The sequence below is a fragment of the Paeniglutamicibacter antarcticus genome (assembly GCF_039544305.1).
Taxonomy (GTDB): domain Bacteria; phylum Actinomycetota; class Actinomycetes; order Actinomycetales; family Micrococcaceae; genus Paeniglutamicibacter; species Paeniglutamicibacter antarcticus_C.
On the sequence record NZ_BAABLK010000091.1, the window covers coordinates 27,784 to 41,574 of the forward strand.

Annotated in this window: 12 protein-coding genes; 7 read left to right on the forward strand and 5 right to left on the reverse strand. The window is 63.4% G+C overall.

From position 1 onward, the window contains the following. Positions 1–249: 249 nt before the first annotated feature. The 4 genes from ABEA12_RS17000 to ABEA12_RS17015 all read left to right on the forward strand — a co-directional run bounded on the left by ABEA12_RS17000 (position 250) and on the right by ABEA12_RS17015 (position 4,748). On the forward strand, positions 250–1,467 hold the full coding sequence (locus tag ABEA12_RS17000; RefSeq protein WP_210101304.1) for an ROK family transcriptional regulator: 1,218 nt from the start codon (positions 250–252) through the stop codon (positions 1,465–1,467). Positions 1,468–1,575: 108 nt separating this feature from the next. Further along, on the forward strand, positions 1,576–2,868 hold the full coding sequence (locus tag ABEA12_RS17005) for an ABC transporter substrate-binding protein (protein ID WP_210101305.1): 1,293 nt from the start codon (positions 1,576–1,578) through the stop codon (positions 2,866–2,868). A 93-nt stretch (positions 2,869–2,961) separates the two neighbouring features. Further along, a complete protein-coding gene (locus ABEA12_RS17010) occupies positions 2,962–3,867 on the forward strand; it encodes a carbohydrate ABC transporter permease (RefSeq protein WP_210101306.1) in 906 nt (301 codons plus the stop codon). Then, the gene (locus ABEA12_RS17015; protein WP_210101307.1) at positions 3,867–4,748 is read left to right on the forward strand and encodes a carbohydrate ABC transporter permease; all 882 of its coding nucleotides are present in this window, start codon (positions 3,867–3,869) and stop codon (positions 4,746–4,748) included. Before ABEA12_RS17010 ends, ABEA12_RS17015 begins: the two co-directional genes overlap by 1 nt. 204 nt (positions 4,749–4,952) lie before the next feature. On the opposite strand, the gene pheT is transcribed toward ABEA12_RS17015, so the two are convergent. Together pheT and pheS are read right to left on the reverse strand one after the other, a co-directional pair. Next, positions 4,953–7,493, reverse strand: a complete 2,541-nt coding sequence (gene pheT, locus ABEA12_RS17020; protein WP_210101308.1) for a phenylalanine--tRNA ligase subunit beta — start codon at positions 7,491–7,493, stop codon at positions 4,953–4,955. A gap of 1 nt (position 7,494) precedes the next feature. After that, positions 7,495–8,583: a phenylalanine--tRNA ligase subunit alpha gene (gene pheS, locus ABEA12_RS17025; protein ID WP_210101309.1), complete on the reverse strand. Its 1,089-nt coding sequence runs from the start codon at positions 8,581–8,583 to the stop codon at positions 7,495–7,497. A 154-nt stretch (positions 8,584–8,737) separates the two neighbouring features. On the opposite strand from pheS, the gene ABEA12_RS17030 reads away from it, so the two are divergent. After that, a complete protein-coding gene (locus tag ABEA12_RS17030; protein WP_210101310.1) occupies positions 8,738–10,636 on the forward strand; it encodes a penicillin-binding transpeptidase domain-containing protein in 1,899 nt (632 codons plus the stop codon). 118 nt (positions 10,637–10,754) lie between these two features. On the opposite strand, the gene ABEA12_RS17035 is transcribed toward ABEA12_RS17030, so the two are convergent. Further along, the gene (locus ABEA12_RS17035; RefSeq protein ID WP_210101311.1) at positions 10,755–11,411 is read right to left on the reverse strand and encodes an LppM family (lipo)protein; all 657 of its coding nucleotides are present in this window, start codon (positions 11,409–11,411) and stop codon (positions 10,755–10,757) included. Positions 11,412–11,660: 249 nt separating this feature from the next. Between ABEA12_RS17035 and ABEA12_RS17040 the strand changes: the two genes are divergently transcribed. Next, complete coding sequence (locus tag ABEA12_RS17040; RefSeq protein ID WP_345469053.1) at positions 11,661–12,071, forward strand: eCIS core domain-containing protein; 411 nt, start codon at positions 11,661–11,663, stop codon at positions 12,069–12,071. Further along, positions 12,068–12,727 carry an SIMPL domain-containing protein gene (locus ABEA12_RS17045; protein ID WP_210101313.1) on the forward strand — a complete coding sequence of 220 codons (660 nt, stop codon included), beginning with the start codon at positions 12,068–12,070 and terminating at the stop codon, positions 12,725–12,727. The genes ABEA12_RS17040 and ABEA12_RS17045 overlap by 4 nt, the downstream gene beginning before the upstream one ends. Here ABEA12_RS17045 and ABEA12_RS17050 read toward each other — a convergent pair. Beyond that, positions 12,724–13,356, reverse strand: a complete 633-nt coding sequence (locus ABEA12_RS17050) for a pyroglutamyl-peptidase I (RefSeq protein WP_210101314.1) — start codon at positions 13,354–13,356, stop codon at positions 12,724–12,726. The genes ABEA12_RS17045 and ABEA12_RS17050 overlap by 4 nt on opposite strands. Next, positions 13,353–13,787, reverse strand: coding sequence for a (deoxy)nucleoside triphosphate pyrophosphohydrolase (locus ABEA12_RS17055; RefSeq protein ID WP_210101315.1), 435 nt, complete (start codon positions 13,785–13,787; stop codon positions 13,353–13,355). The genes ABEA12_RS17050 and ABEA12_RS17055 overlap by 4 nt, the downstream gene beginning before the upstream one ends. Positions 13,788–13,791 lie beyond the last annotated feature (4 nt).

Genomic DNA, 13,791 nt, shown 5'->3' on the forward strand with positions numbered 1-13,791 from the left:
GTGCCTCACCATTCCACGTTGCTGGCCTTAATGTCGCCGAGGATGCGCACGCCACCCCCAAAAAAGCGAGCTCCATCGGGGTAAGGGCGGATTGGGCCGGCAAGTGAAAAGGGCCGCATACTCGTCACCACTGCACCAGCAGGGTTAGCCGACTCGAACAACCAAACATCTCGCATTCAACTTCGTAAGCCTAAGAAACAAACTGTCTTCACTTCTTGACAAGAATGTAATTTTGGGGCATCTCCGACCATGAACGACGTCACACCAACCACTCCTGAGGGAACCAACCCCGGGTCGCAGTCCGCCCTGCGCAGGCTCAATGAGCAGCGGGTCCTTGACACCCTCGGCGCCCAAAGCACCTTGACGCAGGCCGAATTGGCGCGCGCCACCGGGCTGTCCAGCGCGACCATCTCCAACATCGTAAAATCCTTGACTGCCCAACACCGAGTACAAACGGCCCCGGTGACCAGCTCCGGTCGTCGCGCCCAAGGGGTGGCCCTCCTTGACGTCGCAGATGTGGCAGCAGGCATCGACTTCGGGCGTAGCAATGTCCGCGTGGTGCTGGCCCATCCCGGGTTCCGCTTACTCGATGAGAGCTTCAGATCACTATCGATCGGGCACTGCGCCGAAGAAAGCATTGTTGTCGCAGCCCAAATGCTTGCCGAGGCGTGCGCACGCACCGGCATCAAGCAGCAAGAGCTGCTGGGGGCCGGCATCGGGGTGCCCGGACCCATTGACCACAGGAACAACATGGTCATCCACGGGGCCATCCTTCCGGAATGGGTCGGCATTGACATTGCCGGGCAGTTGCGCTCCGCCTTGGGCATTGCGGTGATGATCGACAACGACGCGAACCTTGGGGCCCTGGCCCAAATCACTTGGGGCGAGCACCAAACGTGTGAAGACCTCTGCTTCTTGAAGATCGGCACCGGCATCGGATCGGGTTTGATCCTCAACGGCGCGCTGTACTACGGCCACCTGGGGATCACCGGCGAGATCGGGCATGCCACCATCTTTGACCAAGGCGCCATCTGTCGCTGCGGAAATCGAGGCTGTCTGGAAACCGCCGCGTCGACCTCCACGATGATCGAGCTGCTTGCCCAAGCGGAAGGGCGGCCCATCAGTGTGGAGGACGTTATCGAACGGGCCCTTTCCGGGGATTCAGCCACCTTGCGCGTGATTGATGACGCTGGGGTCGCCGTTGGGCATGCGCTAGCGAATATCGCCAACCTGATAAATCCGGAAGCAATGGTCATCGGCGGTCCGCTGGCGCCACTGGGGGACTTCCTGCTGGCTCCCATCCGCAGAGGTCTAAACCGCCACGCCATCCCGCTGGTTGCAGAAAACACCGCACTGCACATGTCAATGCTCGGTGACCGTGCCGAGGCGCTTGGCGCCGTGGCCCTGATACTTCGCAAGTACAGATCCACCACAATAGTTCAACTGCCGGATGCAACAAATCGATGACAATTGTGTTCAGTAGTTGACTGAAACCAGTGACACAGGTAACTATTAGGTGGCACTGAAACACATTTCGACAATTTCTCACATTTGCAAACAAATCTAGGAGCAGACATGCGACGTAGCCTTACGTTGATCGCAGCGGCCGCGACATTGGGACTCACGCTCACCGCGTGCGGCGGATCCAGCGACAGCCCCGCCGAAAGTGCGGCACCTGCCAGCGAAGCCACGGGCTCCGTCGGCGTGTTCACCTGGTGGGCCGACGGTTCGGAAAAGGCCGGCCTGGACGCACTTGTTGACGTCTTCGGAACCGACTACCCCAACCTCACGTTCGACAACTTGGCCGTCGCTGGCGGCGCAGGTTCACAGGCCAAGAGCGTGCTTGCCGCCCAGCTCAAGGCCGGCAACCCGCCGGACTCGTTCCAGGCACACGCCGGTGCGGAGCTCCAGGACTACATCGATGCCGACCAGCTCGAGGACCTCACCGACTTCTACAAGGCCAGCGACCTGACCGCGCAGTTCCCCGCGGACCTCGTTGACCGACTCACCGTCGATGGCAAGATCTACTCGGTTCCATCGAACATCCACCGCTCCAACGTGGTGTGGGCCAACGTCGATGTGCTCAAGGACGCCGGCGTGGACCCGGAAAAGCCAGCCGAAGACCTCGATGCCTGGTTCGCCGACATGGACAAGATCAAGGCCAAGGGCAAGACGCCCCTAGCGGTTGCCGGCTCCTGGACCCAGGTCCAGCTGTTCGAAAACGTCCTGCTCTCAAGCCTTGGCGTTGACGGCTACAACGGACTCTGGGACGGCAAAACCGATTGGAAAGGCGCGGATGTCACCAAGGCAATCGAGTCCTACAAGAAAGCACTGAGCTACACCAACTCCGACCGCGACTCGCTCAGCGACTGGGCCCCGGCCACGCAGCTGGTCGAGGACGGCGCTGCGGCCTACAACCTCATGGGCGACTGGGCCGAGGCCAAGTTCGCACAGGACGGCAAGAAAGCCGGCACCGACTACTCCTACTTCCCGATGCCGGGAACCGCTGGCGTATTCAACTTCCTCGCCGACTCCTTCACCCTTCCTGTTGGCGCACCGAACCCGGATGGCGCCAAGGCCTGGCTGACCACCATTGGTTCGGCCGAGGGACAGGCAGCCTTCAATAAGGTCAAGGGATCGATCCCGGCAAACACCACTGCCAAGACCGATGACTTCTCCGAGTACCAGAAGAGCGCCATCGAGGACTTCTCCAAGGACAAGATCGTTTCCTCCCTTGCCCACGGGGCAGCCGTTCCGGTGGCCTGGCTCAACGACCTGAGCACCGCGGTCAGCAAGTTCGGTGGCGACGGCGACGTTGCCGGCCTCCAGGACTCCGCGGCAGCGACCGCGCAGAAGTTCGCCAACTAGCAACAAGACCATGGGTGTGGGGGCGGTAGTGGCCGAGCAGGCAACAACCGCCCCCACCTTCATGCGGCGCCCATTTCTCCAGGGAGGAACCCCATGCTTAGGCGCGTAAAACACTGGGGCCCGGGGCTACTGCTCCTGGCACCCACCATCATCCTCGTGGGCGTATTCGTCTACTGGCTCATCATCGAGAATTTTCGGGTCAGCCTGACCAACCAGCACACGGCAAAGCCGAGCAATAAATATGTCGGCTTCGAGAACTACACCAACCTCTTGGCCGATTCCAACTTCCAGCACTCGCTGTGGAACCTGCTGATCCTGACCGTTGTCTTCCTGGGCGGAACGCTGGTCATCGGGTTCCTCTGGGCCTGGATCCTGGAAAAGCCCGCCAAGGGCGAGGGATTCTTCCGCGCCGTGTACCTCTTCCCGATGTCCGTCTCCTTCATCGCCTCCGGTGTTGTCTGGCGCTGGCTCCTCTCGAGCCTGCAGACCGACCAGCCCGGTGGCGAACGCGCCACCGGCCTGAACCGCTTGCTGGACTCCATCGGCCTGGGCGTCTTGCAGAACGACTGGTGGTCCAACCCGACCTGGGGCATAGCCGCGATCGCGGTCCCCGCGATCTGGCAGCTCTCGGGCTACGTCATGGCACTGTTCCTGGCAGGTTTCCGCGGCATCCCCGAGGAACTGCGCGAAGCTGCACGCATCGACGGCTGCACCGAATGGAAGCTCTACCGCCACGTGATCTTCCCGCAGCTGCACCCCGTGATGCTCTCGGCAGTGATCATCATCGGACACATGTCGCTGAAGCTCTTCGACCTCATCCGCGCAATCGTCCCGGACGCCAACACCTACGACGTCCAGGTCCCGGCGACCATGATGTGGGTCAAGTACATTGGCAGCGACTATGCTGATGCCGCCGCCATCGGCATGATCCTGCTGGTGCTCGTGGCACTGGTAGTGATCCCTTACCTCATGTACACCTCGAGAGCGGAGAAGCGCTAATGGCCACCTCAACACTTGACCGTGCCCCCGAGGCCCCGGCCGCGGCCACCGCACCGAACCCCGGGCGCCGGAGGATGAACCGGACGCTGAAATATGGGCTGTTGCTGTTCTTCGTCGCCATCGTGCTGATCCCCGCCTACGTCCTGTTCATCACCAGCTTCAAGGGACCTTCCGACGCTGACCCTTCGCGGGCCTGGTTCCTTCCCACCACCTGGGAAACCGACGGCTGGGTCAAGGCCTGGACCACGCTGGCCCCGGCACTGGGGCGCACCTTCGCCCTGGTGATCCCCGCGGCGCTCATCTCCGCGACGCTGGGCTCGATCAACGGCTACGTCCTGTCCAAGTGGCGTTTCCCCGGTGCCAACATCGTGTTCACGCTGATCCTCTTTGGTATGTTCATCCCGTACCAGGCAGTCATGATCCCGCTGACCCAGCTGATGAGCAACCTCGGTGTGCCCCAGGGCATCCCTTCGCTGCTGGTGCTGCACATCGTCTACGGGTTGCCGATCTGTACGCTGATCTTTCGCAACTACTATGAGTCGGTTCCCTCCGAACTCATTGAGGCCGCACGCATGGACGGCGCCGGGATCCTGCGCACCTATGCCTCGGTGATCTTCCCGGTCTCGGCACCGGGTTTCGTTGTCGTGCTGATCTGGCAGTTCACCTCGGCCTGGAACGACTACCTGTTTGCCGCGTTCTTCTCCTCGGGACGCAACGGCCCGGTGACCATCGCGCTGAGCTTCCTGGCCGGTGGCCAGCTCACCGACTACGCCGCGTCGATGGCCGGTGCGTTGATTGCCTCGGTGCCGACGCTGATCGTCTACATCCTGCTGGGCAAGTACTTTGTCGGCGGCTTGATGAGCGGCTCCGTCAAGGGCTGATCCGCTCCCCCGGGACCCTCTATCCAAGGGCTGCCGCCTTCCCCGCAGGGGGTGGGCGGCAGCCCTCGGTGCATCGAGCTGGAAACCGGTGCTGCGCTTGGCAACGGGGAGGCCCCCCGATCCGTCTTCGCGCAAAACAGCGAAGCCCGGATGTCTTCCCCTCACCAGGTCAAGACATCCGGGCTTCGCAGCTATTCGTGGGTGTTAGCGCTGCACAGCCGCGAATCGCTCGGCCGCCAGGGCCACCGCGGCGGTGCGCGCCTCGGAGGCCTCGTCGGCGGTCAGCGTGCGGTCGGAGGCGCGGAAGCGCAGGCCAAAGGCCAACGACTTCTTTCCCTCCTCTATGCCGGTGCCGGAGTACACGTCAAAGAGCGCGATGTCCTCCAGCAACTCCCCTGCGCCCTCGCGCAGCGTCTCAAGCACGTCAGCCGCCACGATGTCCGCGTCCACGACCAGGGCAACGTCCTGGGTGGACATGGGGAAGGTGGAGATTTCCTTGGCGACAATGATATCGGCGGCGGCCTCGAAAAGCTCGTCGGCGTTGATTTCCATCGCCACGGTGCGCTCGGGAAGGTCCAGCTCGGCCAGCAGCTTCGGGTGCAGCTCACCGGCGTAGCCAACGTGCGTGCCGTTGCGCAGGGCCAGTGCCGCGGTGCGGCCCGGGTGGAACGCCTGGTGCTCTCCCTGGGACACAACCACCTCGACACCCAGCACGTCGCCGATGAGCTTGGCGGTGTCCAGGGCATCGGCCCAGTCAAAGACGCGCGGGGTGTGGTCCGCGGCCACCGGGGAATCATGACCGGTGAGCACCGCGGCGATGTGGGTGGGCTGGTGCGGCAAGCCGTTGTAGAGCGCGTCCAGTTCAGCTTCGGAGGGCTTGATGCCCAGCGGCGGAACCGAGGCGGTTCCCAGGGTGTCCCCGGGGAGGAAGACCTGGCCTGCTTCGTAGAGCGCCAGGTCGCGGAATCCGCGGCCGTGGTTGCGCCGGGCGATGCCCAGCAGTCCCGGCAGGATCGAGGTGCGCATGAACCCGAATTCGCTGGACATGGGGTTGTTCAGCTTCACCGCGGGTACCTCCCCGGCCTCGGCCGCACCGAAGGTGTCGTTCTGCACCTTGGTGACGAACGGGTAGGACAGCACTTCTGTGAGTCCCGAGTCGGCCAGGGCCTGGATGACGCGTCGTCGCTGGGACTGCACGCGGCTGTAGCCGCGCCCCGGAGGGGCGGTGGGCAGCGTGGCCGGGATCAGCTGGTAGCCCACCAGCCGGGCGATTTCCTCGGTCAGGTCCTGCTTGGTTTCCAAATCCGGACGCCAGGATGGTGCGGTGACCGTGTAGCCGGTTTCGGTTTTTCGGACTTCCGCGCCGATTTCTCCCAGGGCCCAGGTGATCTGGTCCTCGGTGTAGTCGATGCCGATCAGTTTTGAGGCGAAGTCTGCAGGCAACTCGATGAGCACCGGGGCAGGGGCCGTGCCTTCGTCGGTGATCTGCCCTGTGGCGGTGCCGCCGGCCAGCTCGACGAGCAGGTCGACCGCGCGCTGGGCTGCCGTATCGGCGATCTCCCAGTCAACGCCGCGCTCAAAGCGCTTCGAGGCCTCGGAGGGCAGCTTGTGGCGTCGGCGCGAACGGGCAATGGTGATCGGTTCGAAGTGCGCAGCCTCGATCAGCACGGTGCTGGTTGTCCCCGAGACCTCCGTGGAGGCCCCGCCCATGACACCGGCAATGCCGATGGCACCGGTCTCGTCGGTGATCAACAGGTCCTCGACGTGCAGTTTGCGTTCCTTGGCATCCAGGGTGAGCAGTGTTTCCCCGGGATTGGCGCGACGCACGGTGATGGGCCCGGTGAGCTTGTCCGCATCGTAGAAGTGCAGCGGCTGGCCCAGTTCGAGCATCACGTAGTTGGAGATGTCGACGATAAGTGAGATCGAGCGCATCCCGGCAAGGTTCAGCCGGCTGGCCATCCACGGCGGGGTCGCCAGCGCGGTGTTCACGTTTGTGACTAATCGGGTGACGAACCTGTCGCAGCCGTCCTTGCCGTAGATCCCCGCAGCGTCGGCCAGCTTAACCGGGTGGCCGGGACCGGTTGGCGCATCCACGGAAACCAGTGAGGCCGGGTCGGTGTAGGGCGTGTTCGTGGCGTGGGCGTATTCGCGGGCCACCCCACGGATGGAGAACGCATAGGAACGGTCCGGGGTGACGTTGATTTCGGCTGCCTGGTCATAGAGACCGAGCAGTTCCATCGCGTCGGTGCCGATTTCCGGGTCAAGGCCCATCCGGGAGAGCACGATGATGCCGTCGTGGTCCTCGCCCAGGCCCAGTTCCTTGGCCGAGGCGATCATGCCGGCCGAGACGTGGCCGTAGGTCTGCCGGGCGCTGATCCTGAAGTCCCCGGGCAGCACGGCACCTGGAAGGGTGACCACGACCTTGTCGCCGGCAACGAAGTTGTGCGCACCACAGATGATTCCCTGGATCCCGGAGGGCTCGATGCCCTCGTGCTCAAGCGTCTGTGCCGCACCTTCGGGAACGACCCGGACCTGGCACCAGTTGATGGTCTTGCCGTTGGTCTGGTCTTCCTTCAGGACCGAGAGCACCTGTCCCACCACGATGGGCCCGGAGATCTCGTCGGCGGGACGGTGCACGTCCTCTTCCTCGAGGCCGACCTTGACCAGCTCGGCCATGACGTCTTCGGCCGTTGCATCGGCCGGTACCTGCGCGTATTCGCGCAGCCATGAAAGGGGAATACGCATGTTAGATCTCCATCCCGAAGTGTTCGCTGAAGCGGATGTCGCCCTCGATCATGTCGTGCATGTCCGGGACCTCGTTGCGGAACATCAGGGTCCGCTCCACGCCCATGCCGAAGGCAAAACCGGAGTATTGCTCCGGGTCGATGCCAGCTGCGCGCAGCACGTTGGGGTTGACCATGCCGCAGCCGCCCCATTCGATCCAACGCGGTCCGCCCTTGGCGCCAGGGTGCCAGATGTCCAGTTCCGCCGAGGGCTCGGTGAACGGGAAGAAGTTGGGGCGCAGGCGGATGGAGGCGTCTTCGCCGAACATCTGACGGGCGAAGTGTTCAAGGGTGCCGCGCAGATCCGCCATGGTCAGGTCCTTGTCGATGGCCAGGCCCTCGAACTGGTGGAAGACCGGGGTGTGGGTGGCATCGAGCTCGTCGGTGCGGTAGACCCGTCCCGGGCACAGCACGTAGATCGGCAGTTCGCGCTCGAGCATAGAACGCACCTGCACCGGGGAGGTGTGGGTGCGCAGCAGCAGGTGCGAGTCCACGGGCTCAATGAAGAAAGTGTCCTGCATTTCGCGGGCCGGGTGGTCCGGGGCAAAGTTCAGCGCATCGAAGTTGAACCACTCGGATTCGATCTCCGGGCCCTCGGCGATTTCCCAGCCCATCCCCACGAAGATGTCCGAGACGCGGTCCTGCAAGGTGGACAGCGGGTGGCGTGCGCCAGCGCGGCGTCGGCGCGGCGCGGCGGTGACGTCAACGGTTTCCTCGGCCAGGATACGGGCGGCGTTCTCCGCCTCGAGCACCGTGGTGCGTTCGGCGAGGGCCTTGTTGACCCGGCCGCGGGAAGCACCCATGAGCTTGCCGGCGGTGGCCTTTTCGCTCTTGTCGAGGCGGCCGATTTCGCGGTTGGCCAGCGCCAGCGGAGACTTTTCCCCGGTGTGCCCCAGGCGCGCGGCCTTGAGCGCATCCAGGTTGCTTGCTGCGGCAAATGCGGCAAGCGCCGCTTGCACCACGGCGTCGATGCCGGGGCCGTCGGTGGGGTGCGGGACGACCGGTGGTTGGTCGTTCGCTACGGCCACTTCCGGATGGGTGGATTCAGACATGGGGTTCTACGGCCCTTTTCACTGTTGATTGTGCAGCTTGTTCTTCCCACCTATTCTAGGTGCTTCGCCCGGTGAGCCTTGAATCGCCGCCCGCAATGCGTTACCGCATGTCACTTGTGGACAGTCACTAGGGGCTTAGGCAATAGTTGAACCCATGTCTCGACCCAAACGGTTCCTTGCCCTGCCTGCCGCAGCCCTGTTGATGGTCGGCTCACTGGCCGCCTGCTCAACACCTCCCTCCCCTGAATCCACCGCCGAGTCCTTGGCGGCTTCCCTTCAGTCCATGGACTTTTCCGCTGTTCCGCTCGCCGGGACCGATGCCAGCACCGCGAATGCGGAACTGGCCGACGCGCTGAAGTCCCTGGAGTCCCTCGATCACACCGTCGTGCTGGATTCGGTCGGCGAGGACGAGGGATCGAAGGATCCCAAGACCGCAACGGCCACCTACACCACGGTGTGGGACATCGATTCCTCCGATCAGGACTGGAGCTACCAGACCACCGCAACGCTGGAATTCGACAAGGATTCCAAGACGTGGATGGCCCGATACTCCCCCTCCATCGCGGTTCCCGGTCTTGAGGCCGGTCAATATGTGGGCAAGAAGGCTTCCATCGCCAAGCGCGGGGACATCCTTGGCGACAAGGACCAGACACTGATGACCGACCGATCCGTACTGCGCATCGGGATCGACAAGCATTCCCTTGAGGAGGGACAGTGGGAGTCTTCTGCCAAGAAGCTGGCGAAGCTGCTGGACATCGATGCTAAGGCCTATGCCTCGCGGGTCGCTGCCGGCGGAGCAAGCGCCTTCGTCGTGGCCCTGACGCTACGCGATGACAACGACCGCACCGTCACCGATGCCCAGCTCCAAAACATCCACGGTGTGCTGGCCAAACCGGATTCTTTGCCGTTGGCACCCAGCCGCACCTTTGCCCGGGCGGTGCTGGGAACCGTTGGCGAGGCAACTGCCGAAATCCTGGCCGATTCCAAGGGCGGCATCGGTCCCGGGGACCAGGTAGGGCTCTCCGGCCTGCAAAAGACCTACCAGGACCAGCTCGCCGGAACCAAGGGCTACAGCATCGGCATCTACGACAAGGACAAGCAAGCGGTCTCGGACTTGGTCTCCCGTAAAGCGGTTGACGGCAAGGACCTGAAGACCTCCTTGGACGCAGATACCCAAGAGCTGGCCGAGTCCCTGATCGAAGACTCGGACAGCGACAGCGCCTTGGTTGCGGTGCGGCCCTCCGACGGGGCGATCCTTGCCGCAGCCAGCGGGCCGAGCAGCAACGCGCAAAACACAGCGCTGCTGGGCAAGTACGCCCCAGGTTCCACGTTCAAGGTGATCACCGCCCTGGCCATGCTGCGCTCGGGCCAGACCCCGGACTCCACCGTCGATTGCCCGGCCACCATGACGGTGGACGGCAAGAGCTTCAAGAACTACGACGGCTACCCCTCAAGTGCTTTGGGAAAGATCCCGCTCTCCGAGGCCCTGGCGCAATCCTGCAACACCGTCTTCCTCGAAGGTGCCACCAAGGTCAAGGCGCCGGCCCTCGCTGAGGCAGCAGCCTCCCTGGGGCTGAACCCGAGCCCTTCCACGGGAGCCGACGCCTTCCTGGGGTCGGTACCGGATAAGTCGACGGGGACGGCCCTGGCGGCCGGCGGCATTGGCCAAGGCACCGTCGAGGCCTCGGCACTGGGCATGGCCACGGTTGCTGCCTCGGTCCAGAACGCGGCCACGGTGTCCCCGTACCTCGTGGACGGTGCCGATCCGGCGCCCGCGCCCAAGATCCCTTTAAGCGCGGCCGAAGCCAAGGCGTTGGCCGGGATGATGGCCGAAGTCGTTGACCACGGCACCTTGAAGGACCTCAAGCAACCTTCGGATCCCAAGATCATCGGCAAGAGCGGAACGGCTGAATACGACTCCGAACGCAACGCGCACGCGTGGGTCATTGCCGCCCGCGGTGACCTTGCTGTCGCGGTCTTCGTGGGCGACGGCAGTGGCGGTGCGCAGACAGCCGGCCCGATTCTTGCAGGCTTCCTGGCAAAGACCCCGTAGCGTCGAACGACGTTCCCCAGGCACGAAGCTAAGGGACCGACCGGTTCCGGAAATTTCCGGGACCGGTCGGTCCCTTAGCTTTGTGCGGCCGAACCGCTTGGTCGAGCTCGACGAAGACCTAAGCGTGTGCCTGCGAGGTTTCCTCGGGGCGGCGCATCATGACCACGGCAACGACGGCACCCAATATGGCGAGCACACCAAATCCGAGGGACAGGTACAACGAGGTGTTGTCCTTTTCCTTGGCCACTGCGGTCATGTCACCGCTGGCAGCGCGCATGTCGAAGCTGACGGTGTTTCCGTCGATCTCCGCGCCGGCGCTGGCGGAGGTGACCTCACCGGGGAAGGTGATGGTCATCGTTGACTCTGAGAGTGTCGCGGGATCGGCACCGGCTAGCCCCTGGGCCGAGAAGTAGTACAGTCCGTCGCGGAACTCGATGTCCAGCTTCGGGCCAAGCTCGCCGGAGATATCGCTCATTTCAGTCAGCGATTTGTCCTTCACGCTGAAGGTATAGCCCTTGAAGCCATCCTTGTCGTAGGGAGCTTTCGTGGCATCGGCGGGGAAGCTCTTGAAAAGCTCTGCCTCGGAGGTGCCCATCTGGCCCAGCATCTCGTCGACGCTTGCATCACCGATGAGCTTCTGATCAAAGGCCATCACCATGTCCAGTGATGCTTTTTCCGGGCTTGAGACCAGCAGATCCACATCCACCTTCATGCAACCTGTCAGGCTCAACACCAATGCCAGCATGACACCAATGACGGATACGATCTTCTTCATGAATTCTCCTCCACATACGGGGCATTGTTCGGCAAGGATGCTCCCGGTTCAACAGTCAACTGTAGTGGTTGCGATGCCCGCCCCAAGAATTGCCACAACACCCTGCGCCCGGGATCGCCAAGGCTCCCCAGGGGCCGGGCACTACACTGGGGGACCATGGACACGTGGGCATGCACACGCGAAGCGGTAAATTGGCTCAATCTCAGCACGCTCGCCGGGTTGGGGCTCGCGACTGTCAGCCGGTGTCGCATGGTGCGCGGACACCGGGGAATCCTCTTGGCACGAAACTACCCGCTCCCGTGGCCCAAGGCCGGGGCCTTCACCGTAGGAAACGTCGTCTTCCTGCGGGCCCGGCTAAGCGGACCGGATTCGCCCGCCGGGTTGCTGGCCCATGAGGAAACCCACGCCACCCAATACGCCTTGTTCCTGGGACTGCCCTTCCTCCCGCTGTATCTCGTGGCGGCAGGCTACTCATGGCTGCGGACCTCTGATTCCGCATCCATGAATCCCTTTGAACGTGCCGCAGGCCTTCAGACAGGCGGCTATTGCGAATTTCCCAGCCGGCCGCTAATGCCTGTGCTTCTAGCCGGATCGCGCAGGGTCCTTGGCCGGATCCCGCGGCGCTCTTCTCCCCCGCCATTTGCAGGAGGCACCGCATGAACCCGACACCCACGATCACGGTCACAGGGGCCGCAGCCACTTCGGCTATCCCAGATGCCATGGGCATTTCCCTCACCGTCCACGCCCATCATGAACAAGGTGCCGAATCATTGGCATGCGCCTCGGCCTCGGCGCGCGAAGTCATCGCCGCAATCCTCGAAGTTGCCCCGAATGCCTCCTTGGCCACCACTGGAATCACCCTTGCACCCCGGACCAACTGGCGCACCGACGAATCGGTAATGATCGGGTATGACGCCCATACCACCCTGGCGGCCACTGGCTTGGCGGTGGATGCCGTGGGCTTGGTCTTGTTGGCAGCAGTCGATGCCGGCGGCGATTCCCTGCGGATAGATTCCCTGTGTGCCGATCTCACCGATCCTTCTCTTGCCTTGGAAAAGGCCCGGGAGTTGGCCTTCGCCGATGCACTGGCCAAGGCCGGACACCTGGCATTGCTGGCAGGTGTCCGGCTCGGTGCCCCGCTGCGGATCCGCGAATCCCCCGAGGCTCCCCCACCTCATTTCAAACGGGTCACGGCATCACCCATGGCCGCTAAATCGATGCCGGTCGTTGCCGGCAGCCGCGAGCTGGCCGTGGCACTTGAAGTGCAATGGGAGCTGGTTGCCGATGCCCAAGAACCCGATGCAGGGACCGGCTAGTACTCCGTACCGGCGCTGATCAGCGGTTCGGCCACGTCGCTCGAGGCCAACAGCCCCACGGTGGCCACGGCCTGTGCCATTTGCCCCAAGCCTTGGTCGGTCTCATCCATCCACGGGACGTGGATGAATCCACCACGGACCCCGGGTGTCGATTCCAACCTGTGCATCAGCCAATAGAACATCTGGTTGCACACGAAACTGCCCGCCGTGTAGGAAATATTTACGTCGATGGCTGCACGTTCATCGCCCGATTCACGCAGCACCTGCACGGCAGCCTTGAGCGGAAGCGTGGAAAAGTAGGCGTTCGGTCCGTCCTGGCACACCGGTACATCGATCGGTTGGGCCCCTGAGTTATCCACGATGCGGGCATCGATGTGGTTGATGGCCACCTTTTCCAGAGCCATCGTGGCTCTTCCGGCGGCCAAGCCCAGGCCGATCACGACGCTGGGGCTGTAGCGCTCCAGCAATGCGTCAAGCTGCGCCGGCGCAGTGGCGAACACGCACGGAAGCTGTGCGGCCTTTGCTTCAATTCCCTGTTCAACCAGGATTGCGGCGGCTTGTTGGGCAATCGCGAATGAGGGATTGAACCCGCGATCACCGAAGGGCTCGAAGCCGGTCAGCAGGATCATCGGGTTGCTCCGGCCGTGGTGTAGGCGAGGACTGCTTGCACGATCGGGAGGTCCGCAGGGATCCAGTCCAGGGCTTCCAGGGCCTCGGTGTCTAAATCCACCCAAGCCAATTGGTCGTGGTCCTCGAGCGTCGCGGGGGTACCTGCTGTGATCTCGGCAAACCAGACACGCATCGCCGCGTTCTCGTCCAGTATCCAGCCTTGGGGCACCGGCCCGAAGACCTCGCTTCCAAGAGCGACCTCGATGCCGAGTTCCTCGGCCAGTTCGCGTCTGACGCCGGCCTCGCAGATCTCCCCCGCCTCAAGCTTTCCACCGGGGAATTCCCATAACCCGGCCAGTGCCGGCGGTGATGTGCGCCGCGCGGCCAGGAGTTTGCGCGGGGCCTCGAGCGAGTCCAGGATCGCTGCTGCGACGATTTGCTTGTAGGCCATGGAA